Below are 24,703 nucleotides of genomic sequence, written 5' to 3'. Positions count from 1 at the left end.
GGAAGGCTAATATGAACGACAAGATTGTTCTATATCAAGATGATGATAGAAACGTTGTAGTTGATGTGATGTTTCAAGATGAGACGTTCTGGCTCTCACAGAAAGCAATGGGAGAACTGTTTGATGTAAATGTATCCTCTATTAGTCGACACCTCAAGAACATCTTCGACGATGGGGAATTAGAGGAACGAGAGGTAGTTGCAAAAATTGCAAACACCACTAAACACGGTGCAATGCCGGGAAAAACACAAACAAAGGATCTAAATTTATATAACCTTGATGCCATCATCGCTGTAGGTTACCGGGTTAACTCCAAGCAGGCAACACGCTTCCGCCAATGGGCAACAAAGACCCTCAAGGAATACATCGTCAAAGGCTTTGTCCTCAATGATGATATGCTCAAAAATGGGCGGCCGTTTGGAAAGGATTACTTCCAAGAACTGATCGAACGTGTCCGCTCTATCCGAGCAAGCGAACGACGCATATGGCAAAAGATCACAGATATCTTTGCGGAAGTTTCAACCGACTATGACCCTCAATCCGAAGTCACAAGAAACTTCTACGCTATGGTTCAAAATAAGTTCCACTATGCGATTACAGGAATGACTGCTGCTGAAATCATTAACAGCAAGGCAGATCATACGAAAGACAACATGGGGCTTCAAACATGGAAGAATGCTCCAGATGGACGAATCTTAAAGATGGACACGCAGATAGCCAAAAACTATCTTTCAGAAAAAGAAATAAGAGCATTAGAGCGAAATGTATCCGGCTTTTTTGACTACATAGAAGATCTCTTGGAAAGGGAAAACACCTTTACGATGGATCAATTCGCCTCTTCTGTTAATGAGTTTTTAGCCTTCAGAAAATACAAAGTTCTTCCGGATGGAAGTAAGGGTAGCATCTCAAGCAAGCAGGCGAAATTAAAAGCAAGTCATGAATATGACGTGTTCAATAAAACACAGAAAATAATATCCGACTTTGACAAAGCAATTCGTCGCAAGATCGAGGAGCAAAAGCACGATGAACCGAGTGAAGATTGACGATATTGTAATCGGCGAGTGCGTCAGCGTTTATCATCCGAAGAAGGGGTGAAGAAGAGCAATAGGAAAAATAACTGGGCCGCATGAACAAGCATATGCCTATTGAATTTCCGTAGAGAAAGTCGTTTTTAGTTTATTTTTATCATGATTCATGATAATATTCAATCACACTAAAGGAACGGCTCGTGTTAGAGCCTGAATGAGGAGGACTTTCTTCGGATGGTCTTCCTTATTCTTTCTTAAGAGGGGAATGATCTGCTTCCAATTTGTAAGCAGTTGTACGATATTTTCGTACAACTGAGGCCGGCATGTTACCAATGTGGGATAGAGTTACTTAGGTGGAATAAGGTTACCGAAAACAAAAAAAGAAACCGCCCAGCAGCAACTGGACGGCATCAAGTATGGAGGTTGTGAAACCAGCATATGCAAATACAGTGTATCACAGCCTCCGAAAGGAGGCTATTTTTATGCCAAAAAATAACGTCTCAAAGGGAAAAGACGGTCGCTATCGCTACCGCACAACAGACGCTAACGGCGCACGAGTGGAATTGCGCTCACGATCGGGCGAAAAAAGGAGCGACTTTCTGCGCCGATGCAATGCGATTGATCAGTCGGCGGAAACAGCGTGTTACAGCGAGACGTTCGACGACCTCTTTACGCTATGGATGACGGAGTACGTCAAAGAAAAGTGCTCCAAGGGATACTATAGCACCTGCGCACATATCTATGAGCGCTATGTCAAACCCTATCTTGGGCATCTGGGAATCCATGAAATCAAAAGAAAAGATGTGTACGAGTGCATGACGCACGCGGAAAAGACAGGCATCGCCTCTTCAACGGTTAAAAAAGTCCGCCTCTGCGTGTCTGCTCCATACGCCTGGGCGCAAAACATTCTGGGGCTGGATCTCATATCGCCTACCATCGGCATGGTCTATCGCTTCGAATCCAAAGTGAAGATAGACAGAAAACGCGTGATCGAAGCGGAGGAAATGAAGCGAATACTGGATGCGGCCAAGGCGTCAAAGTATGAGATGTATTTTCGCATCTTAGCACAGACCGGGATGCGCCCTTCGGAGGCACTCGGTCTGAAAATTAGCGATATCGATCTAAAAGAAGGCGTCCTTCACATCCGACGAGGTATCACCATGTACGGAATGTCCCCTCTAAAAACAGAACTTGCCAAGCGTGATTTTCCTCTATCTGACACCTTGCGAGACGATCTCATCGCACAAAGAAATGCCGTCGCCTTCACGACGAAGGAAGGATGGCTCTTTCCGGCTGCAGACGGTGTCCCGAAGATGAATGCCGTTAAGATCGCCTTGAACCGGATCCTGCGACAGACAGAGGTATGGGAGCGCGGCGGCCACAATCACCTGAAAAAACTATCGCTTCTAACGCCTGCCGTCACCTGCTCCCTTTATGACTTCCGCCACACCTTCGCCACGCGCATGGCGGAGAAGGGAATCAATCCAAAAATGCTCCAGTATCTCATGGGACATAGCGACATCAAGACGACGCTTTCCTACTACATCGACGTCACTGACACGATGATTGACGAGGCAAAGGATGGCATGGAGAAAATGGTAAATTTTTGAAGTGGGGACAAAAGTGGGGACAAAGCGAAAAAATACGAACAAATGTTCAAAGGAAAAACCGCCTGAAACCATTGATTTCAAGCGGTTTTCTTCATCATCGGAGTGACAGGATTTGAACCTGCGACCCCTTGTCCCCCAGACAAGTGCGCTACCGAACTGCGCTACACCCCGTAACGTTCCTATTATAGCATAAACTTCTCTTTTTGGCGCAAGAAACACATTTCCCTTATGGTTCCCTGTTAGAATGCGAAAGAAATAGGGAAATGTAAAGGATGTGGCGCATGTTTTCCTTTTCCGGAAGCGCCTCTGACCGCTTTAGAGCCTATGGTCGATATAGAGCCCATTAAATCGCCCCTTTGATAACCCTTTATAGTGTAAGGAAGGTAAGAATGAAACTGATTGATATCATTGGAAATACAAAACTGATTCAGCTGCAGCACATCGGCGGCGGAAGAATTTATGCCAAATTGGAGAAAACCAATCCCGGCGGCAGTATTAAAGACCGTCCGGCTTACTATATGATTCGCGATGCCATCCAGAGCGGCGAGCTGAAACCCGGAATGACCATTGTGGAACCGACGTCGGGAAATACGGGCATAGCCCTGGCGCTCATCGGAAAGCAACTCGGTTATGCCGTGGAATTGTATATGCCCTCGTCCATGTCGAAAGAACGCGTCCGCCTTATGCGCTCCTTTGGCGCCAAGGTCGTGCTGACCACCGAAGGAGCATTGCAGGGAGCCGTCGACGCCGCGAAAGCGAGAGTCGCTGAAGGAAATGCCTATATGCCGGATCAATTCTCGAACCCCTCCAACCCGAAAGCGCATTATGAAACCACAGGGCCGGAAATTGCGAAGGCCTTGCCCGACGCCGCGGCTTTTGTTTCCGGATTCGGTACCGGCGGAACCATTTCCGGAACGGGACGGTACCTGAAAGAGCATATTCCGGGCATCAAAATCTTCGGTTTGGAACCAAAGGAATCGCCTCTCGTGAGCGAAGGACATGCCGGCACCCATAAAATTCAGGGCATTTCCGGCAACTTTGTGCCTAAAAATTTAGACAAAAGTCTGTTGGACAAGATATACTCGGTGGCAAGCGACGATGCGATCGCGATGGCTCGCCGCCTGGCGGCAGAAGAAGGTCTCTCCGTCGGCATCTCCTCCGGGGCGAATGTCGTCGCTGCGCTAATGGCACTGAACGAAGTACAAGGAAACGTCGTAACGGTTCTCCCCGATTTGGGCGAGCGATACCTTTCCACGGCGTTATTTGAAGAGGACTGAACATGAAAAATAGAGATTGGAAAGAGGAAGCGGAATACATCATGGCCTTGGATCCGGCATGCCGTTCCATCGAAGAAGCCACGAATTTGTATCCCATCACCGATGCGCTCAGCAGCTACGATATTGCCCACGAATTTTATTTGCGCGGCGAGTTTTATGAAGCGCGACGCATTTCCCAAAATGCGCGCAACCGTACCGGCATTGAAATTCATCCCGGCGCAGAAATCGGTCGCTGCTTTTTCATTGACCACGGCATGGGCGTCGTCATCGGCGAAACCGCAAAAATTGGCGATTATGTGCACATGTATCACGGCGTCACCCTGGGTGGTGTGGAATCCTACGACGGACAGCGCCATCCCATCATTGGCAATCACGTGCTCATTGGGGCAAATGCCACGCTTCTTGGACCGATTCATATCGGAGACGGTGCAAAAATCGGTGCCGGCGCTGTCGTGATGCAGGATGTTCCGGCCGGAGCAACGGCGGTGGGTGTACCGGCGCATATTCTGCCTGCCAAGCCGCAAGCGGATGCGCCTGCGGCGGATCGCTGCACGGCGCCGCATCATGACCGGGCGGCAAAAGAGGAAACAACGCCAAAGGAGCAACAATGAAAACCGATCAATCTCCTCTTTCGACGGAGAAAAAACCGTTAGACGTGGCCTATCCTGACGAAGGCGCGCATCCGCAGGCGATTTTTCTTCGCTTAATAAAAGGCGTCCTCGTCGGTATCGGCGCGATTTTGCCCGGGCTTTCCGGTGGTGTGCTTTCGGTCATTTTCGGCATCTATCAGCCGATGATCGCGTTTCTGGCGAATATTCGTCGCGAATTTATGCGCAATGTGCGCTATTTCCTTCCCATCGGTCTTGGCGGCCTTCTCGGCGTTTTTCTTTTTTCGATTTTCGTTGAAAAAGCATTTGGCCGATATTCCGCGCAATTTGTATGCCTGTTTTTAGGCTTTGTCATCGGGACATTTCCGAGCTTGTATCGACAGGCGGGAAAAGAAGGGCGCTCTTCGTCGGATCGCATACTACTGGCTGTCTGTGCGGCAGCAATTTTTCTGCTCATGTCGTTCGGCTCCCGTCTCCCGCAGGTTACACCAAATCCGTTGGTATGGCTTCTTTCCGGCGTCCTGGTTGCCTTCGGCTTTATCATCCCGGGCATGAGCCCCTCCAACTTTTTGATCTACTTCGGCCTGTATGACAAGATGGCGGCCTCCATAGCGGCCTTCGATTTCGGCATGCTCATTCCGTTTGCCGTCGGTGCCGTTCTTTGCATTTTCCTCTTTTCAAAAGTGGTCGCCTGGCAATTTCGTCATCACTATGCCCCGATGTTTCATATCATCTTAGGTATGGTGATCGGCTCCACGCTGGGTATTTTCCCGGCAATCATTTTTCCCGCACTAACCCCGGCAGGACTTGCCGCGGCAGAGCTTAGCCTTCCCATTGCCATTCTTTTTGGCCTCGGTATGCTCATCGTCGGTGTAGGGATCAGCTATCAATTCAGTAAACTGGAAGAAAAGGTGAATTATGAACGATGAAACACGATTTGCGGTATTGATTGACGCGGAGAACATCTCGCCGAAATATATCCAGGTCATTTTTGATGAAGTCTCTAATTACGGCGTTTCCACCTATCGTCGCATTTACGGCGACTGGACCAGCACTCGCAACAACCGCTGGAAAGAAGTGCTTTTGGACAATTCCATCACACCAATTCAGCAATACAGCTATACGGAAGGCAAGAACTCTTCCGATTCGGCCATGATTATTGACGCCATGGATATTCTCTATACGCTTTCTGTAGACGGTTACGTCCTGGTCTCCTCCGACAGCGACTTTACGCGCCTTGCCTCCCGTCTTCGTGAATCCGGCATGACGGTCATCGGCATGGGGGAAAGCAAAACGCCGAACGCCTTTATTTCGGCGTGCAATACGTTTAAGTATTTGGATATTCTTTTTGCTTCGCTCGCCAATGCGGAGGAGGAAGAAGAAAACCACGAGGAGACGAAAACGACCAAAGGGAAGTCGAACCGTAGCGCTGTTTCCGCGCAGGAACGCATGACGACACCGGCCAAAACAGAAGAGAAAACGGCATCGGCGGAAAACGGATCCGCCTCAGCATCAGCCAAAGGTGCCACCGTTCTCAGCCGCAAGGAATGGAAAAAAGATCATGCCCAGACGACAACCGCCAAGCGAAACGGAAAGCGCGAAGTCCCTCGTCCGCAGACGACCCTTCTCTCTGTACGTAAGGCGTTGCGCAGCATTGTACGTGAAAACTCGGATGAAGAGGATTGGATCTCGTTAGCGAATTTGGGCAACCAGCTCTCCAAGCGCTTCCCCGATTTTGACGTGCGAAATTACGGCCACCAAAAATTGGTAACCTTCATTGAGTCCTTCCATGAATTTGAAGTCGCTCACCGACCGGTATCCGAATTCGGTAATAAACAGCTCTTCGTGCGCCTGCGCAAGGAATAAGTTGCATGTGATCGACGGCACATTCGACTGCGCCGTTAAACTCGCTTCATCCACCCAAAAAGTTTGCCGGCGGTCTCTCCGGCAACTGCATTCGGCAGCCTTTTTTCTGCATTTCATGGAGTTTTACCAAAAGAAGATTGATGTCTGTGGAAAGCATTTTGGCCATCGTCACAATGTCGTAGCCTTCATTGGACAGGGCCTGCACCTCTTCTTCGTCCAGTAACAGGTGCGCCGCAAAAACATTCGCTTCGTACTCTTCCCGCTCGCTCATATTGAGCAGCGTAAACGGTACCAAGTCTCGCACGCCGTCCTCTTCTCCTTCGTGAAGAAGCGTATGCCCCAACTCATGCGCCAGAATAAGACGACGGCGAGGCTCCTCGAGCGAAGCATTCAAAAAGATGCAAGGCTTCCCGGCAATACGCGCCGCCATTCCGCCAAGCTGATGAAAATCGCTGCGTTCGTAAAGGCGAATGCCCATCGCGCGCGCAATCTCTTCCGGATCATTGCTCTGGTATTCGATTTTCAGGCGCTTTACGCATTCTTCAATCGACATTTTCATTCGCTTTCTACCAAAAACGATCGCTCCTCGAGCGGTCGTTCGTTTTTTCAGTTCTCTTTTCGCGCATCCCAATATGCTTCCTGCAATGCACGCATAACGGCATCCTTATCCTCTTCAGAAAGCGATCCGCCAGAAAACATGGCGCGCGCTTGACGAAGAAGACGAGACACTTCCTCTTCCTGTTCCATGGCGGAAGATGCCTTGGCAAAGGCGGATTCCTCTTCATGTTCGGTATAAAGATAATTCACATCTACCGAAAACAAGGTTGCCAACGTTGCATATACCTTTCGCTGTTTGGGATAACTCTGCCCCCGTTCGTAGCTGACTACGGTACGCGTCGAAACATGCAGACGTTCTGCCAGTTCTTTTTGCGTCCAGCCCTGTTGTTCGCGCAGAGCTTTCACTTTTTCTCCGAATGTCATGCGTTCTCCTTTCCATAGGAATCTTATCTTCTTCTTTTTCTTGACAAGCGAAGATTATTTTCCTATACTGGTTCTGCATTAGGAAGATGATCTTCCTTTATTGTATGCGTTTCCCCTGCACTGTCAAGAATCTCCTTGCGATTGCCGGTTTTCATCATCGGAAAAGAGGAAAAACGATGCGCCGTCAAATTCTTCATGTGGACATGAACAGCTTCTATGCCTCCGTCGAACAGGCTTTTGATCCATCCTTGCGTGGAAAAGCGGTGGCCGTCACCGGAGCTGCCGAAAAACGCCATGGAATTATTTTGGCCAAATCTCCCGAAGCCAAAGCAAAGGGTGTACAAACCGGTGAAGTCATCTGGAAGGCTAAACAAAAATGTCCCGAGCTCATTACGGTCGAAGCGAACTTTGAACGCTACCAGCTGTATTCCCGTCTTGCCCGAAGCATCTATCTGGAGTATACCGATCGCGTCGAGCCCTACGGATTGGATGAATGTTGGATGGACGTATCCGGCTCTTCACGGCTCTTCGGTGACGGTTGGAGCATTGCCGCAACCATCCGTGAGCGCATTCGCCGAGAGCTCGGCGTGACGGTATCCATCGGTGTAAGCGATAATAAAATATTCGCCAAGTTAGGCAGCGATCTGCGCAAACCCGACGCCCAAACGCGCCTGGATGCTTCCAATTTTCGTGCGTGCGTATGGCCCCTTCCCGTGAGCAACCTGTTCTTTGCCGGCCGACAGACAACCAAAGCCCTGCTCTCCTTCGGCATCACGACGATCGGCGAATTGGCTAACGCCGATACGCAACTTATCGCCCACCGTTTTCACCGAAACGGCATCAAACTGCAAGAAGCTGCGCGAGGAAGGGACACCGCCCCCGTTCTTCCCTACGGTGTGCGGCCGATCGCTAAAAGTATAAGCTGTGGCACCACCTTCACCCGCGATCTCTACACCGAGGCGGATATTTCCGTCGCTCTGCTTGATCTGGCAGATCACGTGCAGTCTCGCTTGGTGGACGCCGGTCTCAGCGCCGAGGGGCTTGGCGTATGGGCGCGCGATCGCCGACTTATCGTTACCCGCGCCGCCGGTTCCCTCCCGTATCCGACACAGAGCGCACAGACCCTTGCACGCTGTGCCATGCCTTTGGCCAAGTCTCTTTTTGATCCGCGGATTCCGCTTCGTTCCCTTACGCTTTGCGCCACCGCCCTCCGTCCGACCAAGGAATCCGTGCAGACGTTGCTGTTTTCAGATATTCAGCAACACGATAAATGGGAACGTGTGGCAGATACGGTGGAAGAATTGCGTGCACGCTATGGAAGGCATGCGGCCGGACCGGCTACGCTTTCATCGTTTGCGCTGGCGGATCTGGATACCCCGCGGGCACCTATGCCTCTTTATCTTTCCCTCTGTCACGCTTTACACGACACAAGAGATAAAAACAGATTGGGATATTTTTATTCAGCGCATGAAACAAAGGCCGGATAACACCACATCGAGGAAAAATGCGGTAAGATAACAAAGGAAATACAAAAAGAGAGAAATCGTCGTTGCCGGACGAGGCGATATGGCTATGCCATACGGTCGAAGCAAACGCGTTTCGCAGAAGAAAACCGAGCGAGAGGAGTCCGCTGTGATTTATACCGTAACTTTAAACCCTTCCGTAGACTTTATCCGTCGCATAGAGAATATGCACATCGGTGAAATTAATTATTCCACCGATGACCGGATGTCCGCAGGTGGTCGAGCCATAATGGTCTCCCGTATGCTACATAGGCTAAGCATTCCCACGACCGCCACCGGCTTTGTTGGTGGACACACCGGCTCCTATATCGAAGAAGAGTTGGATCGGGAAGGCATTTTACACGATTTTATTCGCACGCAAAGCAACACACGACTGAATTTATCTCTTTTTGTGGATGATGTCGAAACACGCATTCTGGGACGCGGTGGGGAAATCCGATCGGAGGAAATCAACGATCTGCTCTACTATCTTTCCCGCATTCGCGAAGGTGACTATCTGGTTGTCGCCGGATCGCTTCCCCCGGGAATGTCTACGGATATTTATGAGCGAATGTTCGAGATCGCTACGGTGAATGGCGCCACCTTTTTGCCCATTATCTCCCCCGAACCGTTAAAACAGGCGCTGGTAAAAAAGCCACTCTTAATTGCGCCGACCATGAATGATCTTCGTGCGCTCTTTTCCGTCGAGGAAATCAGCGCCAAGGAAGCGGTGGACTACGCTAAACAGCTTCTTTCCGAAGGTGCACAGAATGTGCTCATTAATCGCGAACGCATGGGATCACTTTTTGTTACGGGCGATGGCGAGGTGTATCAAGCCGAAGGGCCGGAAGGGCCCATCGTTTCGGCGACCTATACCAATATGGCGCTCATTGCTGGCTTCATCGGCAACTATATGCGCACAAACGACGCAAAAAAAGCGTTTCCTTCCGCACAGGGGTGTGCAAATGCCACCTATGGGGTCGAAACGCTGCCTTCGCTTGCCATGATTCGTCACGCGATTACCGCCGTGCAGGTCACTCGTCTGGCGTAATCGAAGAATCCGTATGGGCCGAAACAAAACGGCCGTCCTGTTCTCGAATACGTCGTACGCGTTTTTCGAATTCGCTTCGACGCATCCATTGTTTCTGGCCGCAGCCGTTGCACTGCAGGTGAATTTCCGGCCCGGTGCGCAAAATGATCCACTCGTTTTTTCCGCAGGCGTGCGGTTTTTTCATCTGAAGGACATCCCCCGATTGATAACGACGCACAAACATCCCTCCTTTATCTTGGTCAGGGCAAAACGAAGAAGGCTTCCCGATAGACCAACATCGTTGAGCCGTCCGTTTGCGGCAAAACGCGAATCAGTTCCTGTGTATCGACCGTCTCTTTGTTTTCTTCTTTCAAGGTCATGCGACGATTTTTACCGACCACCACAATTCCATTCTTTCCGGAAATTACGCGCAGCGGTGGAAAATCCAGCGGAACCGTTTTTTTGACTTTACCGTCTACCGCATAGCAGGTGAGCGCTCTGCCGTCCGTCACCCATACGCCGTCTTTGTTGACCGCCATATCCCAGCCTTCGGTCGATGGAACGGTTGCCGTTACCGCATTGTCGACCACAAAATACAACCGCTCTGCTTGTGTGACGACAAGACTGTTTTCTCCCGTCCAGAGCAGACGGGTAAACGGCATGTCGGCATTAAGCTGAAAGTGGTCCTTGAGCAAGGCATCGCCCGTCTTTTCGTCACTTTTCTCTTTCGGTTTTTCCGGTGTTGTCGCACGCATCACTAAAACGCTGCGTTCCATTTTCTTTTCTGTCGCGCGCAGCGAAGAGAATCCCGGTTCTTTTTCCACCTGACCCGTGACGGTAATGCCTTTCCCCGTTCCCTCTTCTGTCCATGCCGTGTGCGTATCCGTCTGTGCCAACAGTCCAGGCGCGCCGGCGGTTTTTTGTACTGCCTTGATGTTTCCTTCCTCGTCAAAGACAACAAAGCGATCCGCCTTGATCCCGATGACGGCAGCAGGAGAAAAGGCTTTTTGTTCCATCGCGATAAGCCCGAGCAAGCCATTTTCCTGTATCATCCGTTCTTCACGCCCGTTTTTCGGGTTCAGCACTTGGATGTGGCGATCGGTCTGCAAAAGATAGATTTTATCGCCGTAAATGGGCTTTGTGTCCGCCGCAATCGGCACTTCCCAACGCTTTCCGCCGGCATCAAAGGCAATCAGGTTTTTGCCGTCGCGAAAAAAGAAGCAACCGTCAATGGCGCCGATATCACGCCAGGAATCGGCATAATGAAGCGCCACCTCTTTCGTTCGTGTCGTATTGCCTTTCGGCAACAAAAAAAGAAGGACAAGAAGGATGACAAGCCCGGCCGCGCCTGCCATAAACAGGCGTTGCTTCTCCTTTTGACGCGGTTGTCCTCCAATGTCCTCTTTTTTCTTCGGCATAGTGACCATGAACTCTCCTCCGTCGGCCTACCGGAAACAAAAGCGAATTGCTTCGCTCCGCACAACATGATTTCCCTTCATGTTTCGCTCTGCTCAGGCATTATTCTGTTTACGTTTTATGCGTTCTTCCATCTCTTTCTTCCATGCCTCGGGATCGTATTCGATGCGCACCCATTGAATACGCTTGTTTTCGATTTTCTCAATTTTGAAGCGCATTCCTTCATATTCGATAAAGGGGCGCTCCTGGTCTTCCGGAATGCGTCCCATCAAGAAGAACAACAATCCGCCCAGCGTATCATAGTCTTCCGTCTCTTCATCAAAATCGGATTCCGTGTTGAAATTCAGTTCTTTAATGGAAAGTGTGCCCTTGGCATAATACGTATTGCGGCTAATTTTTTCAATTTCCGGTTCGTCCTGGTCAAATTCGTCGTCAATATCCCCGACAATTTCTTCCAACACGTCTTCCATGGTGACAATGCCGGAAAATCCGCCATACTCATCAATAAGAATGGCAAGGTGGAAGTTCTCATCGCGCATCTCATTAAACAGTTCGTTGACGTTCTTACGTTCCGGCACGAAATTGGCGGGACGGATGATTTTTCGCAAAGAAACCTGTTCAAAGCCGGTACGGTAGGCCTCCTGTAAATAATCTTTAATATAAAGGATACCGATTACGTTGTCGATTTCGTCGTCGTAAACCGGAATGCGCGAATAGCGCACCGAAAGCAACTCATCAATATATTCGGTGTACGGATCGTTTACATCAATCGCGAACACTTCGGTTCTCGGGGTCATGATGTCTTCTGCCGACTTGTCGTCGAAGGAAATGATGGAATTGATCATTTCCCCTTCATCGCGATTGATCATGCCCTGACTTTGACCGACCTGTACAAGAGATTTGATATCCGAAAGGGTGACTTTTTCCTCTATGGCATCCATCTCCACGCCCATCAGGTGCAAAACACTGTTGGTACACCAGGAAAGAAAATGTACAAAGGGATTGAGCAATTTGGACGCCCACCATAAAATACCAATCGCGCTGTCCGCAAAATTTTCCGCATTTTGCAAAGCTAAACGCTTGGGAACCAATTCGCCGAAAATAATGGTTAAGAGCGAAAGCAAAATCGTGATGGTGATCGTCGCTACACCCAGCGCACTCGGAACACCGAAGGAAGCGAAAGCGTCTGCGACAAACGTTGCAAGACCTGTCGCTGCACTGGCGGAGTTGAAAAACCCGGCTAAGGTAATACAAATTTGAATCATCGACAGAAAGTCTGACGGGTCTTCCAGCAGGTGCAAAATACGACGCGCCCGCTCATCCCCTTCTTCACGACGTTCTTTCAATCGATTGGTATCTACCGAAACCAGCGCCATTTCCGACGCGGCAAAAAACGCATTAACGATGATCAAAATGACCATCAATAACAACTGAAAAAGTAAGGCCGAACTCCCGGCTCCAGGGTCTGAGACACCTTGGTCCATTCTTTCCTCCTATTGCACGATGCCACACGATAGCTTGGTTTCTCAACCAACGGATACGCCATGCTCGCTATTTCGCGTGGCCATTGACGCGAATATTTTATCACATTCCAAAAAGCATATAAAGCAACAGCAGAGCGGACAAACCGATGCGATAATAGCCAAATACCTTGAAATCCTTCTTTTGCACGTAAGCCATAAATTTCTGAATCACAACATAGGCAACCACGAACGAGAGCACAAACCCCAGGACAATCAGTAACCACTGCCCTATGGTGAAGTTTCCCAGATTTTTAAGAACCTTTAAAAGGGTTGCGCCTACCATCGACGGAATCGCCATAAAAAAGCTGAATTCCGCCGCGGCAACGCGTGAACTTCCAAGAACCATCGCGCCGATAATTGTCGCGGCGGAACGGGAGGTTCCCGGAACCAAAGCCAGACACTGAAAGAGACCGATCGTAAATGCCGTTTGCAAGCTGAACTCAAGCGGATCGGCATACTGTGGCGTCTTGCGCTTTGCATTCCAACGCTCAACAACAATCATCACAATACCATAAAACAGCAACGTGAACGTCACCACCGGCATGGTCATGAGATGTTCATCAATCAGGTCATCAAAAAGGATGCCCACTACAGCAGAAGGGATAACGGCAACGATGACACGAAGCCAAAGTGCCATGGTACGCGGATTTACATGGGTCACATTGTAATAAATGCGCGTCTGTTTGTTCCACTGTGCGTAACGCTTGGGCTTCTGCGCAAAATGGGGATCTTCACTATACCAAGGATTCAGTCGTTTCCAATAAATGACAATAACCGAAAGGATGGCGCCAAGCTGAATGATGATGTTAAATGCATTCGCAAACCCCTGGGGTTCCAAGCCGATCCACTGATTGGCCAAAATCAGATGACCGGTGGAACTGATGGGCAAAAATTCCGTAACGCCTTCAATGATGGATAACAGTGTTACCTTGATAATATTTATAATGACGTCCATGCATCCTCCCGATTATAGTGTTCTAAAAAGGAATGTTTCTTTCCGTCCAACGTATAGCCCAAAATGGCGTCCAGAGCGACATTTTCGCCGCTGCGCAGAATGGATTTTTCCACATTGGGATTCACCGTTTTCAACGCTTCGATCAGCGCTTTGATGTTGCGCCGCTGGGAATCGACTTTTTGCTGTGTCACGACACAAGCGCAATCAAGGGGCTTTAATCCCGACCAGTCACGCCAGGCTATAATACTTTTCTCTTCCACAAAGTACAAGGGGCGAATGAGTTCCATGTTATCAAAATTCCGTGCCACAATCTTTGGCATCATATTCTTATAATTGGCCGACCAGAGGACATTAAGCAAAGTTGTTTCAATGACATCATTAAAGTGATGCCCAAGCGCCAATTTATTACAGCCCAGTTGTTTGGCACGATCGTAAAGAAAGCCACGGCGCATCCTCGCACAGAGATAACACGGTGCATCCGTGATTTCGTCCGCCACCTGGAAAATATCCGATCGATATACGGTCGCCGGAATGCCGAGCCAAGAGAGATTAAACAGCAGCCGCTCGCGATTTATGGGAGCATAGCCCGGATCCATGGCCAAATATTTCACGGTGAAGGGAATGGCGGAATAGCGCGCCAACGATTCAAACAGTTTTGCCAGCAAAAGGCTGTCCTTGCCGCCCGAAATCGCAACGCCGACGACGTCGCCCGGTTGCAACATCTCGTACGTCTTTAACGCTTTATGAAATTTGGATACCAATCGTCCGCGGTAGGTCGTTTGAATCGCGTGTTCAATTTCCTTTTTCGGCTTGAGCGTTTCCCCAAAAAGACGATAGGTTTCCGGATAGAGACGCGCCACCGCCTCTTCATGCGTTTCACCTTCCCGGGGTTCAACGGTTACCGTAAATTCTTCCGGCACTTCTTCTCGACGCTTTGCCCAGAATGTCTGCATGGCGGAAGAAAGTTCTTCGTTTTTTCGTTGTTGTTCCTTACGCTCTTCCTCTTCCTTTTGTTTTGTTGCGTCTTCCATGCGTTGCAGGAAGCTCTTCTCTTTAAACGTCTCCGGCATGGTTCCTCCGTTATTTGTGATACGGCTCGTGATGCAAAATCCGAAAACCGCGATAAATTTGTTCCAGTAAAATGACGCGCATGAGCGTGTGCGGAAAGGTCATGCGCGAAAAAGACAGCTGTTTTCCCAGCGCTTTGATCTCCGGTGCTAAGCCGTCGCTTCCGCCAATAATAAACGTGACTGCCGCCCCGCCTTCCACTGCCCAGCGATCGAGATGCGTTGCGAAGGAGACACTGTCCTGCTGTTTTCCTTCAATACAAAGGGAAACAATACAGCTTTCTTTCGGCAGCGCCTTTCGAATGCGCTCCGCCTCTTTTTCCAGTGCCTGTTCAATTTCTTTCGCGCTCGCTTTTTCCGAGCGCGGCTGTTCGGGAATTTCCACAATGCGCAACGTCGCATAGGGGCGCAGGCGTTTCTGATATTCATTCACCGCCTGCACATAAAACGGTTCCTTTACGGTACCGACGGCAAGAATGGTGATGTTCATCCCTGTGCTCCTTCAACAATGCCCGGTATTGGCGAAGTACAGCGGAAATCGGGATCCTGTTTCGTCGTCCGTGATGTGTTCGGCAAGCCACCAACCGTTCCGGCCGAGAAAAAGCCCGATGGTGCGCATCTCGGGGCGACACAGACGTGTACCCGACTTCCCACGGCGAAGCCGTTTTCCGTCAACATCTGCGATACGGTATGCAAGCAGCACTCCTCTGTATTGTTATTGATGGACATATGCGCCAAAAGAACCTGTTCGCCACGTCCTTCCAGCCACTCGCATAAGACCTCTCCCGATTGATGGTTGGAAAGATGCCCCACTTCCGACGCAATGCGCCTTTTCGACCAAAGCGAATACGGCCCATGACGAAGCAATAAATCCTCATAATTCGCTTCCAGATAGTAAATGTCCGCTCCGCGCATCGCATTCATCATGTAAGCGTCAACGAAACCGGTATCGGTCAAAACGGCAATTTTTTCTTCGCCGCAACGAATGGCATACCCCACCGGATCGGCACAGTCGTGATGCACGGGAACCGGTAAAATGCCGATATCCTTAATTTGAAAAGGCTGTTTATTGCGAAAGACCACATGGTCGCGATCGCGATGCCGTCCGACCTTCTTTTCCATGGCACGCCACGTTTTTTCGTTGGCATAGATGGGAAGTTGATAGCGCCGGGTAAGCACGCCGAGGCCTGCAATATGATCCGAGTGCTCATGTGTCACCAAAATCGCATCCAAGTTTTTCGGATGCACACCAACCGTACGCAGCAAACTTTCAATTCGTTTTGCACTGTATCCGGCATCAATAAGAATCGTCGCGTGATCCGATTGGATCAATACGCTGTTTCCACTTGAACCGGACGCCAGAGAACATAGTCTCATTCGTCCTTCTTTCTGCTTTATAAATGTCGGAGTCATTGTATCATACGGCGCGGCTTTGTCCCTTCTCTTTTCCCATTTCCTCCCCTTTCCGCTATAATAGAGACTGAGGGAGTAGCTTGTGAATATCGAATCGTCAACCCGACATCCTGATGTTCGGTTCGAGACCTGTGTGAGCAGGTAAGCGAGACTCAATGCGGCCTTCCGGCGCGCTACCGCGTTTTGCCGGTGTGCGAAGAGAAGTGCCGAAGAGAAGAACAGTAGCCGAACATAAAGGAGGTACCATGGAGTGGTATCAAAAGTCCACCGAAGCGGTGGCACAAGAGCTTAAGACCAGTCAAACAAACGGTCTTGCGATGCAGGAAATTCCTGAACGCCTCGAAAAATACGGGCCAAATAAACTGAAAGAAGCGGAGAAAACGCCGCTGATCGAAAAACTGATTAACCAGTTGAAAGATCCACTTGTCCTCATTCTGATTGCCGCAGCGATTATTTCCGCCCTCACCGATTCCGGCATTGAAGCCATCATTATTATTGCCATCGTTGTCTTGAATGCAATTTTGTCCATCTATCAGGAAGGCAAAGCGGAAGATTCCGTCGCCGCCCTGCAAAAGATGAGCTCACCCAATGCGAAAGCTATTCGTGACGGGCAAGTGGTCAGTGTCAAAGCCGAGGAGCTCGTTCCGGGCGATTTGGTGCTGTTGGAAACCGGCGACATTGTCCCTGCGGATCTGCGGCTGATCGATTCCTCTAATTTACAAATTGATGAATCTTCCTTTACCGGAGAATCCGTCGCCGCGGAAAAACAGGCGAAAGCGCTATTTTCGGAAGAGCGCGGCATTGGCGACCGTGAGAACTTAGCGTTTTCTTCGACCATCGTCACTTATGGACATGGCCGCGGTATTGTTACGACGACAGGACACGATACGGAAATCGGCCAAATTGCCGATACCATTCAGGCGTACGAAGAAGAAGCCTCTCCCTTACAGAAAAAGCTCAATCAGCTTTCCGGCGTATTGGGGCGCATGGTGCTTGCCGTTTCGGCCTTTGTCTTTGTCCTTGGTCTGATCAGCGGTGAACAGCCTTTGCGCATCGCTATGACGGCGGTGTCGCTTGGCGTTGCAGCCATTCCTGAAGGCATGACCGCGGTGGTTACGATTGTTCTATCCATCGGCATGAAGCGCATGGCGAATCGAAATGCTATCGTTAAGAAATTGCTGTCCGTTGAGACCCTCGGCACCACGACCGTTATCTGCTCCGATAAAACCGGAACCTTGACGCAAAATGAAATGACCGTCACCAAGATTTTTGCCAATGGTCGCGATTTAGAGGTTACGGGCATCGGCTATTCGCCTGTCGGCGACCTGCTTTTCAATGGTGAAAAAATTACAACCGAAGACGATCGTATGCTCGAAACGCTCATCGTCATCGCCGCCTCCGCCAACGATGCCAAAATTGTGCCGGATGAACAGAAGGGCAACACCACCATCGGCGATCCGACCGAAGGGGCGCTTTTGACCATGGCACATAAGGCCGGCATTGTTCCGGAAGAGCTCGCCGCCCGCAGCCCGCGCGTTGATGAGATTCCGTTTGATTCCTCGCGCAAGATGATGACCACCTTCAATGAAAATTATTTTGAAAACGCCATTGCTTCCTTTACAAAAGGAGCCCCGGATATTGTCATCAACTACTGCAACCGCATTCTTCTGGACGGCAAAGAACAGCCGCTCACACCGGAAATACGTAAAGAACTGTTGGCGAAGAACTCGGAATATGCCCGTCAGGCTCTGCGCTGCCTTGCCTATGCCTATCGCAGCTGGGAAGAATTGCCCGAAAAAGAGAGACAGACACCGGAAAATGTCGAACGGGATATGGTCTTCGTCGGGCTCACCGGCATGATTGACCCGCCACGTTCCGAGGCGAAAGCGGCCATTGAGGAAACGCGGTCCGCAGGCATCACGACCATGATGATCACCGGCGACTATCTGGAAACCGCTTATGCCATCGGTAAAGAATTAGGCATTGCGGATCACGAGTCCCAAGCCATTATGGGTGCGGAGCTCAATGATAAGAGTGAAGAAGAAATTCGGGAAATTGTCAAAGAAAAACGTATTTTCGCCCGTGTTTCACCGCAAAATAAGGTGCAAATCGTCGATGCATTAAAAGCCAACGGAGAAATCACTGCGATGACCGGTGACGGCGTCAACGATGCTCCGGCGATTAAACGCGCCGACATCGGTGTTTCCATGGGCATCACCGGCACGGACGTTGCAAAGAATACGGCGGAGGTCATCTTAACCGACGATAACTTTGCAACCATCGTCAACGCCGTGGAAGAAGGACGCATCATCTATGCCAACATCAAAAAATTTGTCAACTTTCTGCTTTCTTGCAACATTGGAGAGGTTATTGTCGTCGCCGCCGCTATGATTATTGACCTCATTCTGGTATTCTCTAACAGTGGCTTTCGCTTCCCGACGCCGCTTTCCCCCATCATGCTGTTGTGGCTGAATCTGGTGACGGATTCGTTGCCGGCGCTGGCCTTGGGCATGGAGCCGGGCGAAAAAGGCGTAATGGAGGAGAAACCGCGCGATCCGGCGGAACCCATCATCGGCAAAAAGGAGATGTCCTCGATTATCGTGCAAGCAATAGCGATCGGCGTGGCGACCTTGGCGGCCTTCGCCATCGGTTACTTCTACTTTGGCCATGGGCTCAGTGGGGAAGAAAAGTTGGCGGAAGGACGCACCATGACCTTTGCCACGTTGATCCTGGCAGAACTTTTCCGCGCCATGGCTGCTCGGTCCGAAACACAGACCATGAGCGAAATCGGTTGGTTCTCCAACAAATCCATGAATATGGCGATTCTGATCGGCGTGTTTCTGTTGCTGATCGTGCTCTACATTCCCCTCCTCGCCTCGCTCTTCCACGTGTCGTTTATGACCCTCAAGGAATGGGTGCCGACGCTGATATTGGCCACCATCCCCTTCCTGGCGACCGAAATTCATCAGGGGATGCGGGAGAAAAAGTGATTCTTCGCCCTGTTCTTTCCGACGAGGAAAAAACATTCGTTACAAAAGCGGCATCGCCGCAGGCTTGACGAAAGGAGTCATCATGAAAAAAGTAGCGTTGATCATGGGCAGTGACAGCGATTTGCCCATCATGGAAAAAGCGGTGGATATCCTGAAGGAACTGGAGATTCCCTTTGCGGTACACGTCTATTCCGCGCATCGCACACCGGAAGAAGCACGCGACTTTGCGGTACATGCGAAAGAAAACGGCTTCGGCGTACTCATTTGTGCCGCAGGTATGGCTGCCCACTTGGCCGGTGCATTTGCAGCGAACACCACGCTTCCGGTTATCGGCATTCCTTGCACTTCTCAGGCCTTGGACGGCATGGATGCCTTGCTTTCAACGGTGATGATGCCCTCGGGCATTCCGGTCGCAACAGTTGCGATCAACGGATCGAAAAATGCCGCGTTGCTTGCCGCGGAAATTCTTGCGCTTAGCGATGAGGCGCTCGACAAACGTCTGGAAGAAAAGCGCGCAAAAGATGCCGAAAACGTCCGGGAGAAAGACCGCAATATTTCTGCCCGCTTTGCTGAAAAATAAGTGTTTGCCGCTTGGCCGCCTTCGGGCAGGCCTGCGGCAATTTTGTTTTCATGTCGATTGGGCACCGACATACGGTGCAAGATGTTATGGTACAAGGTAAAAGTACAGCATAAATAAGGAGGATACCCATGGAAAAACTGGAACAGCTCTACGAAGGAAAAGCAAAAAAAGTTTACGCTACGGACGAAAGCGACAAAGTCATCGTGTCCTATAAGGATGATGCTACAGCCGGAGACGGTGCAAAGCGTGGAACCATCGTCGGAAAGGGCGCCATCAACAACCGCATGACGAACTTCCTCATGCAACTGTTGGAGAAGGAAGGCGTGCCGACACACTTCGTAAAAGAACTGGATGATCGCAACACGGTGGTCAAAAAAGTCGAAATTGTGCCGCTGGAAGTCATTATCCGTAACATTTCCGCCGGTTCCTTTGCCAAGCGCTATGGCGTAGAGGAAGGCATCGTGTTCGATCAGCCGACGCTGGAATTCTCCTATAAAGATGATGACCTGCATGATCCGCTGATTAACCGCTATCATGTGTTGGCTCTTAAATTGGCCACCGAAGAGGAACTGGACCGTATCACGGAAATGGCGTTCAAAGTCAATGATACATTGAGAGCTTATTTCAAGAAGCTCAACGTCAAGCTGGTGGACTTTAAGTTGGAATTCGGTCGTACCGCTGACGGTTCCATCGTGTTGGCGGATGAAATTTCGCCGGATACCTGCCGCTTCTGGGATGCTGAGACCAATGAAAAGCTGGACAAAGACCGTTTCCGCCGCGATATGGGCGGTGTCGAAGATGCCTATAAAGAAATGATGCATCGCGTATTCGGCGAACAGGCCTAAGCACTTCCACATCCTGCAAACGGCCGCGTCGCCGTTTGTCCGCAACAAACCTACGAACGCAGTAAGGAGTAACTATGGGCGGTTTTTTTGGCGTTGCCTCCCGGCGGGACGCCCTGGTCGATGTGTTTTACGGCACCGACTACCATTCACATCTCGGCACACACCGTGCCGGCATGGCGGGCTATGACAAGGAGATCGGACTGCAACGGGAAATTCATGACATTGAAAATTCACCGTTTCGGACCCGTTTTGAATCCATTTTTGAGGAAATGAAAGCCACGTCCGCGATCGGTTGCATCAGCGATTACGATCCACAGCCGCTTTTGATCCGATCGAAATTCGGTACCTTTGCCCTCTGCTTCATCGGCGTGATCAACAACAAAGAGAAGCTGATTGAAGAATATCTTTCGAAACCCGGCGCACACTTTGACGCCATGACCAACGGGCAAGTCAACAGCGTGGAACTCATCGCCGCCATGATGGCCGAGGAAGATTCCTATATCGACGGCATTCGCGCCGTGCAGCGGCGTATCGAAGGAACGGCTTCGTTGCTGCTGTTAAAAGATGACGGCGCCATTATCGCTGCTCGCGATTTTTATGGACGCCTTCCCGTCTTTGTAGGCGAAAACGCCGAGGGACATTGCGTTTCCTTCGAACCCTTTCCCTACCGCAAGCTGGGCTATCAAACGGTAAAAGAGCTTGGCCCGGGCGAAGCGGTGGAAATTACGCCCACCGGCTTCAAAACGGTTCTGGAAGCACAGGAAGAAATGAAAATCTGTGCTTTCCTTTGGACGTATTACGGCTATGCCAATTCCGCCTATGAAGGCAAGGGAGTGGAAAAATCCCGCTATCGCAGCGGCGAAATTATGGCGGAGAATGATCGGAAAAATAACGGCATTCCCGATATTGACTTTGTCGGCGGTGTACCGGATTCCGGTTTGGCCTATGGACAGGGCTATGCCTTTGAAAGCGGCGTACCCTTCGGACGTCCGATGCTCAAATACACGCCGACCTGGTCGCGCTCGTTTACCCCTGCACGCCAAGCGGAACGCAATCGCGTGGCCCACATGAAACAGTTGCCCATTACGGATTACATCGACGACAAGAAGTTGCTCATCGTGGACGATTCCATCGTGCGCGGCACCCAGCTTCGTGAAACGGTCGATTTTCTCTACCGCAACGGTGCAAAATGCGTCCACATGCGCTCCGCGTCGCCACCGATTCTCTTTAGCTGCAAATATTTGAACTTTTCGCGCACCAACAACGAGATGGAACTGCTTACTCGCCGTATCATCCTGCAGCTGGAAGGGGAAGAAGGCTTTAATCATCTCGACGAATACCGTGACGGTAACACCGAACGCGGGCGAGCCATGCGCGACAAGATTGCCGAACAATTTCATTTTTCCTCGCTGGAATACCAGACGCTGGAAGGAACCATCGAAGCCATCGGGCTTCCTCGCTGCCAACTGTGCACCTATTGCTGGAATGGAGAAGAATAATGGATGAGATGAATCGACAGTCCTCTTCTGCTGCCTATAAAGAAGCGGGCGTAGACATTACCGCCGGCTATCGCGCGGTAGAGTTAATGAAGGAACATATTGCACGCACAACGACACCGGGCGTACTTTCCGGCATCGGCGGATTCGGCGGGCTCTTTGCTCCGGACATTGCCGGCATGGAAAAGCCGATTCTCGTCAGCGGCACTGACGGCGTAGGCACAAAACTCAAATATGCGTTTTTGCTGGATAAGCACGACACCATCGGCATCGACTGCGTCGCCATGTGTGTCAACGATATTCTGTGCAGTGGCGCCGTACCGCTCTTTTTCCTCGACTATATCGCCTGCGGAAAAAATGATCCGGAACGCATAGCACAAATCGTGAAGGGGGTCGCGGAAGGCTGTGTCCAGTCCGGATGTGCCCTGATCGGTGGAGAAACCGCGGAAATGCCTGGCTTCTATCCGGAAGACGAATACGATCTGGCCGGTTTTGCTGTGGGTCTTGTCGATGAAAAGAACATGATTGACAAAAACAACGTCAAGGAAGGGGACCAGCTCATCGCTCTGCCTTCCTCCGGCGTGCATTCCAACGGCTTTTCTCTCGTACGCAAGATTCTGGACGGAAACAAAAATACCGACTGGACGACCCGCTATTCCACGCTCGACGACAAAACGCTCGGCGAAGCGCTTCTGGAACCGACACGCATCTATGTTAAGCCCGTGCTCTCCCTCATGAAGCAGGTAAACGTAAAAAGTATGGCGCACATCACCGGCGGCGGTTTCTATGAAAATATTCCGCGCGCGCTTCCGGAAGGTCTCGGTGCCAATATCGATCGTGCGGCACTTCGTTTGCCCTTCCTCTTCCGCTTCATTCAGGAAGCCGGAAAAATTACGACGCACGATATGTACAACACCTTTAACATGGGCGTCGGCTTCGTCATCGTCGTAGCGAAAGAAGATCTTCCCACAGCGCTTGAAGTCCTGCAAGAAGAAGGCGAGGAAGCCTATCGCCTGGGTGAAGTGGTATCCTCGCTGGAGAAGGTGATTCTATGACCGGCAAAGGGTCCTGCGTTCCCGTTGCGGTCTTTGTGTCGGGCGGCGGCACCAATTTACAGGCGCTTCTCGATGCCGAATCCGCCGGAAAATTGGCACCGGCAAAGATTTCCCTCGTACTTTCCGATCAGCCGGATGCTTATGCGCTGGAGCGGGCAAAAAACGCGAATATTCCTACCGCCGTCTTTTCCGCTAAAGATTTTCCTGGCAACGCCTGGGACGAAGCGGTTTTGGATGCATTAAAGGAAGCCGATATTGCGCTCATCGCGCTGGCCGGCTTTTTGCGCGTGCTCTCACCGCGCATGATTCAAGCCTATCCCGATCGCATCGTGAACATTCATCCGGCACTTTTGCCTTCGTTCGGCGGACGCGGCTACTACGGACTGCATGTGCATGAAGCAGTGCTTCAACATCGCCAACAGATTACCGGTGCTACAGTGCATTTCGTAACGGCCGAGGCGGATGCCGGTCCGATTCTGGCACAGCATGCCGTTTCGGTGCATGAAGACGATACACCGGAAACCCTGCAGCGCCGCGTCATGAAACAGGCCGAATGGCGTCTTCTTCCGGCAGTCGTTCATGCGCTTGCCGTGCGTTTAACAAGGGATTTGCCGAAACAAGCCATCAACGTGCCCCTTTGCGCAGCAGAAAAAGCGCCGTTCTTTGCCAATATGGGAACGGCTGCGCAAGTCAATCCCCACGTTTGTGCCCAAGCCGGTTCCCAAGTGGGAGACGATGCGCCATCTCTGGCCCCTCTTGTCGTCGGCAATCCCTATCCCGGGCGCGGTATTGCGTTGGCGCATGGCCCGCACGATGAACGTCTTGTGGCGTATTTTATTATGGGACGAAGCGCGAACAGCCAAAACCGCATCTTTGTCCAACGAGACGGCGATCTCTACACCCAAGCCCATGATCCGGCTCTGGTTGAGGATCCGAGTCTGATTATCTATCGTGCACTTTCCCACACCATGTATCGTGAAAAGCCCGTGACGGTGGTCACCAACGGGGACCAGACCGACACCATTCTTGAAGGCCTATCCCAAGGAAAGTCCTTCGATGACGCTTTACAAAGCCGTCGTTTTGAACCGGATGCTCCGCACTTTACTCCGCGTATCTCCGGCTTGCTTGGTTCCGATGGAATGCAGCTTTCGATCTGGAAGGCCTTGAATGCAAGCGGAAAACAGGCGGGCTACTACGCCTTCCGATATGAAAAAGAACCCGGATTCGGTCGCTTCCTCTCCACCTATGTGACGAATGGCAACCCACTTCCAAGCTTTCAGGGCGAACCGATGCGTTTCGCCTGGGATGGCGACGCGAAGACGTTCACGGACAATCTTTGGAAGGCGTTGGATGCACAGAATCGCATTGCGCTTTATGTGGAAGTGCAAACCGCAAACGGCTTCCAAATCTTCCAAAAGAGTCGTTTCAGCGAAGAATCGTGACCATTGCGCACATTTTGCT

Annotated in this window: 23 protein-coding genes and 1 tRNA gene; 14 read left to right on the top strand and 10 right to left on the bottom strand. The window is 50.7% G+C overall.

Translation table 11 applies throughout. The features are described from left to right. Window positions 1-11 precede the first annotated feature (11 nt). Window positions 12-1,043 (top strand): RhuM family protein, encoded by a 1,032-nt coding sequence (gene rhuM, locus BN3910_RS06235; RefSeq protein ID WP_066925475.1) that lies wholly within the window; start codon window positions 12-14, stop codon window positions 1,041-1,043. A gap of 467 nt (window positions 1,044-1,510) precedes the next feature. After that, on the top strand, window positions 1,511-2,638 hold the full coding sequence (locus BN3910_RS06230) for a tyrosine-type recombinase/integrase (RefSeq protein ID WP_066925472.1): 1,128 nt from the start codon (window positions 1,511-1,513) through the stop codon (window positions 2,636-2,638). 97 nt (window positions 2,639-2,735) lie between these two features. On the opposite strand, the gene BN3910_RS06225 is transcribed toward BN3910_RS06230, so the two are convergent. Further along, a tRNA-Pro gene (locus tag BN3910_RS06225) sits at window positions 2,736-2,809 on the bottom strand. A gap of 218 nt (window positions 2,810-3,027) precedes the next feature. On the opposite strand from BN3910_RS06225, the gene cysK reads away from it, so the two are divergent. Genes cysK through BN3910_RS06205 form a run of 4 tightly spaced genes read left to right on the top strand, consistent with a single transcriptional unit; the run spans window position 3,028 to window position 6,389 of the window. After that, window positions 3,028-3,915, top strand: a complete 888-nt coding sequence (gene cysK / locus BN3910_RS06220) for a cysteine synthase A (protein ID WP_066925468.1) — start codon at window positions 3,028-3,030, stop codon at window positions 3,913-3,915. Between the two features lie 2 nt (window positions 3,916-3,917). Continuing rightward, window positions 3,918-4,526: a serine O-acetyltransferase EpsC gene (epsC, locus tag BN3910_RS06215; protein ID WP_082790341.1), complete on the top strand. Its 609-nt coding sequence runs from the start codon at window positions 3,918-3,920 to the stop codon at window positions 4,524-4,526. Next, window positions 4,523-5,452: a DUF368 domain-containing protein gene (locus BN3910_RS06210; protein WP_082790340.1), complete on the top strand. Its 930-nt coding sequence runs from the start codon at window positions 4,523-4,525 to the stop codon at window positions 5,450-5,452. The genes epsC and BN3910_RS06210 overlap by 4 nt, the downstream gene beginning before the upstream one ends. After that, on the top strand, window positions 5,442-6,389 hold the full coding sequence (locus BN3910_RS06205) for an NYN domain-containing protein (RefSeq protein WP_066925465.1): 948 nt from the start codon (window positions 5,442-5,444) through the stop codon (window positions 6,387-6,389). The genes BN3910_RS06210 and BN3910_RS06205 overlap by 11 nt, the downstream gene beginning before the upstream one ends. A gap of 46 nt (window positions 6,390-6,435) precedes the next feature. Here the strand turns inward: BN3910_RS06205 and BN3910_RS06200 are convergent, their stop codons facing one another. After that, on the bottom strand, window positions 6,436-6,942 hold the full coding sequence (locus tag BN3910_RS06200) for an ImmA/IrrE family metallo-endopeptidase (protein ID WP_075968054.1): 507 nt from the start codon (window positions 6,940-6,942) through the stop codon (window positions 6,436-6,438). A 53-nt stretch (window positions 6,943-6,995) separates the two neighbouring features. After that, window positions 6,996-7,370: a helix-turn-helix domain-containing protein gene (locus tag BN3910_RS06195; protein WP_066925459.1), complete on the bottom strand. Its 375-nt coding sequence runs from the start codon at window positions 7,368-7,370 to the stop codon at window positions 6,996-6,998. 176 nt (window positions 7,371-7,546) lie between these two features. Between BN3910_RS06195 and BN3910_RS06190 the strand changes: the two genes are divergently transcribed. Both BN3910_RS06190 and BN3910_RS06185 read left to right on the top strand, forming a co-directional pair. Continuing rightward, window positions 7,547-8,857, top strand: a complete 1,311-nt coding sequence (locus tag BN3910_RS06190) for a DNA polymerase Y family protein (RefSeq protein ID WP_187367695.1) — start codon at window positions 7,547-7,549, stop codon at window positions 8,855-8,857. Between the two features lie 79 nt (window positions 8,858-8,936). Next, the gene (locus BN3910_RS06185) at window positions 8,937-9,923 is read left to right on the top strand and encodes a 1-phosphofructokinase family hexose kinase (RefSeq protein WP_066925453.1); all 987 of its coding nucleotides are present in this window, start codon (window positions 8,937-8,939) and stop codon (window positions 9,921-9,923) included. Here BN3910_RS06185 and BN3910_RS06180 read toward each other — a convergent pair. From BN3910_RS06180 to BN3910_RS06150, 7 genes are all read right to left on the bottom strand, one after another. Next, window positions 9,907-10,140: a DUF951 domain-containing protein gene (locus tag BN3910_RS06180; protein WP_075968052.1), complete on the bottom strand. Its 234-nt coding sequence runs from the start codon at window positions 10,138-10,140 to the stop codon at window positions 9,907-9,909. The genes BN3910_RS06185 and BN3910_RS06180 overlap by 17 nt on opposite strands. A 22-nt stretch (window positions 10,141-10,162) precedes the next feature. Then, the gene (locus BN3910_RS06175; RefSeq protein ID WP_066925447.1) at window positions 10,163-11,329 is read right to left on the bottom strand and encodes a hypothetical protein; all 1,167 of its coding nucleotides are present in this window, start codon (window positions 11,327-11,329) and stop codon (window positions 10,163-10,165) included. 84 nt (window positions 11,330-11,413) lie between these two features. Beyond that, on the bottom strand, window positions 11,414-12,802 hold the full coding sequence (locus BN3910_RS06170; protein WP_066925445.1) for a hemolysin family protein: 1,389 nt from the start codon (window positions 12,800-12,802) through the stop codon (window positions 11,414-11,416). A 100-nt stretch (window positions 12,803-12,902) separates the two neighbouring features. Further along, complete coding sequence (locus BN3910_RS06165; protein ID WP_066925442.1) at window positions 12,903-13,796, bottom strand: undecaprenyl-diphosphate phosphatase; 894 nt, start codon at window positions 13,794-13,796, stop codon at window positions 12,903-12,905. Further along, window positions 13,781-14,866 (bottom strand): tRNA 2-thiocytidine biosynthesis TtcA family protein, encoded by a 1,086-nt coding sequence (locus tag BN3910_RS06160; RefSeq protein ID WP_316244692.1) that lies wholly within the window; start codon window positions 14,864-14,866, stop codon window positions 13,781-13,783. The genes BN3910_RS06165 and BN3910_RS06160 overlap by 16 nt, the downstream gene beginning before the upstream one ends. A 10-nt stretch (window positions 14,867-14,876) precedes the next feature. Beyond that, on the bottom strand, window positions 14,877-15,353 hold the full coding sequence (gene rlmH / locus BN3910_RS06155; protein ID WP_066925439.1) for a 23S rRNA (pseudouridine(1915)-N(3))-methyltransferase RlmH: 477 nt from the start codon (window positions 15,351-15,353) through the stop codon (window positions 14,877-14,879). Beyond that, window positions 15,350-16,240 carry an MBL fold metallo-hydrolase gene (locus BN3910_RS06150; RefSeq protein ID WP_066925436.1) on the bottom strand — a complete coding sequence of 297 codons (891 nt, stop codon included), beginning with the start codon at window positions 16,238-16,240 and terminating at the stop codon, window positions 15,350-15,352. The genes rlmH and BN3910_RS06150 overlap by 4 nt, the downstream gene beginning before the upstream one ends. A gap of 281 nt (window positions 16,241-16,521) precedes the next feature. Here BN3910_RS06150 and BN3910_RS06145 point away from each other — a divergent pair, with 281 nt between their 5' ends. The 6 genes from BN3910_RS06145 to purN all read left to right on the top strand — a co-directional run bounded on the left by BN3910_RS06145 (window position 16,522) and on the right by purN (window position 24,684). After that, window positions 16,522-19,266, top strand: coding sequence for a cation-translocating P-type ATPase (locus tag BN3910_RS06145; protein WP_066925433.1), 2,745 nt, complete (start codon window positions 16,522-16,524; stop codon window positions 19,264-19,266). An 82-nt stretch (window positions 19,267-19,348) separates the two neighbouring features. After that, window positions 19,349-19,846 (top strand): 5-(carboxyamino)imidazole ribonucleotide mutase, encoded by a 498-nt coding sequence (gene purE / locus BN3910_RS06140; RefSeq protein ID WP_066925430.1) that lies wholly within the window; start codon window positions 19,349-19,351, stop codon window positions 19,844-19,846. Between the two features lie 128 nt (window positions 19,847-19,974). After that, window positions 19,975-20,691: a phosphoribosylaminoimidazolesuccinocarboxamide synthase gene (purC, locus tag BN3910_RS06135; RefSeq protein ID WP_066925427.1), complete on the top strand. Its 717-nt coding sequence runs from the start codon at window positions 19,975-19,977 to the stop codon at window positions 20,689-20,691. 74 nt (window positions 20,692-20,765) lie between these two features. Beyond that, window positions 20,766-22,190, top strand: coding sequence for an amidophosphoribosyltransferase (locus BN3910_RS06130; RefSeq protein ID WP_066925423.1), 1,425 nt, complete (start codon window positions 20,766-20,768; stop codon window positions 22,188-22,190). Next, the gene (purM, locus tag BN3910_RS06125) at window positions 22,190-23,242 is read left to right on the top strand and encodes a phosphoribosylformylglycinamidine cyclo-ligase (protein WP_082790337.1); all 1,053 of its coding nucleotides are present in this window, start codon (window positions 22,190-22,192) and stop codon (window positions 23,240-23,242) included. The genes BN3910_RS06130 and purM overlap by 1 nt, the downstream gene beginning before the upstream one ends. Continuing rightward, window positions 23,239-24,684: a phosphoribosylglycinamide formyltransferase gene (gene purN / locus BN3910_RS07600; protein ID WP_075968004.1), complete on the top strand. Its 1,446-nt coding sequence runs from the start codon at window positions 23,239-23,241 to the stop codon at window positions 24,682-24,684. Before purM ends, purN begins: the two co-directional genes overlap by 4 nt. The last annotated feature ends 19 nt before the right edge of the window (window positions 24,685-24,703 follow it).

Source organism: Murdochiella massiliensis, assembly GCF_900059565.1.
GTDB classification, from domain to species: Bacteria; Bacillota; Clostridia; order Tissierellales; family Peptoniphilaceae; genus Murdochiella; species Murdochiella massiliensis.
The sequence above is the reverse complement of the archived record's forward strand: the minus strand, read 5'-3'. Positions and strand labels throughout refer to the sequence as shown.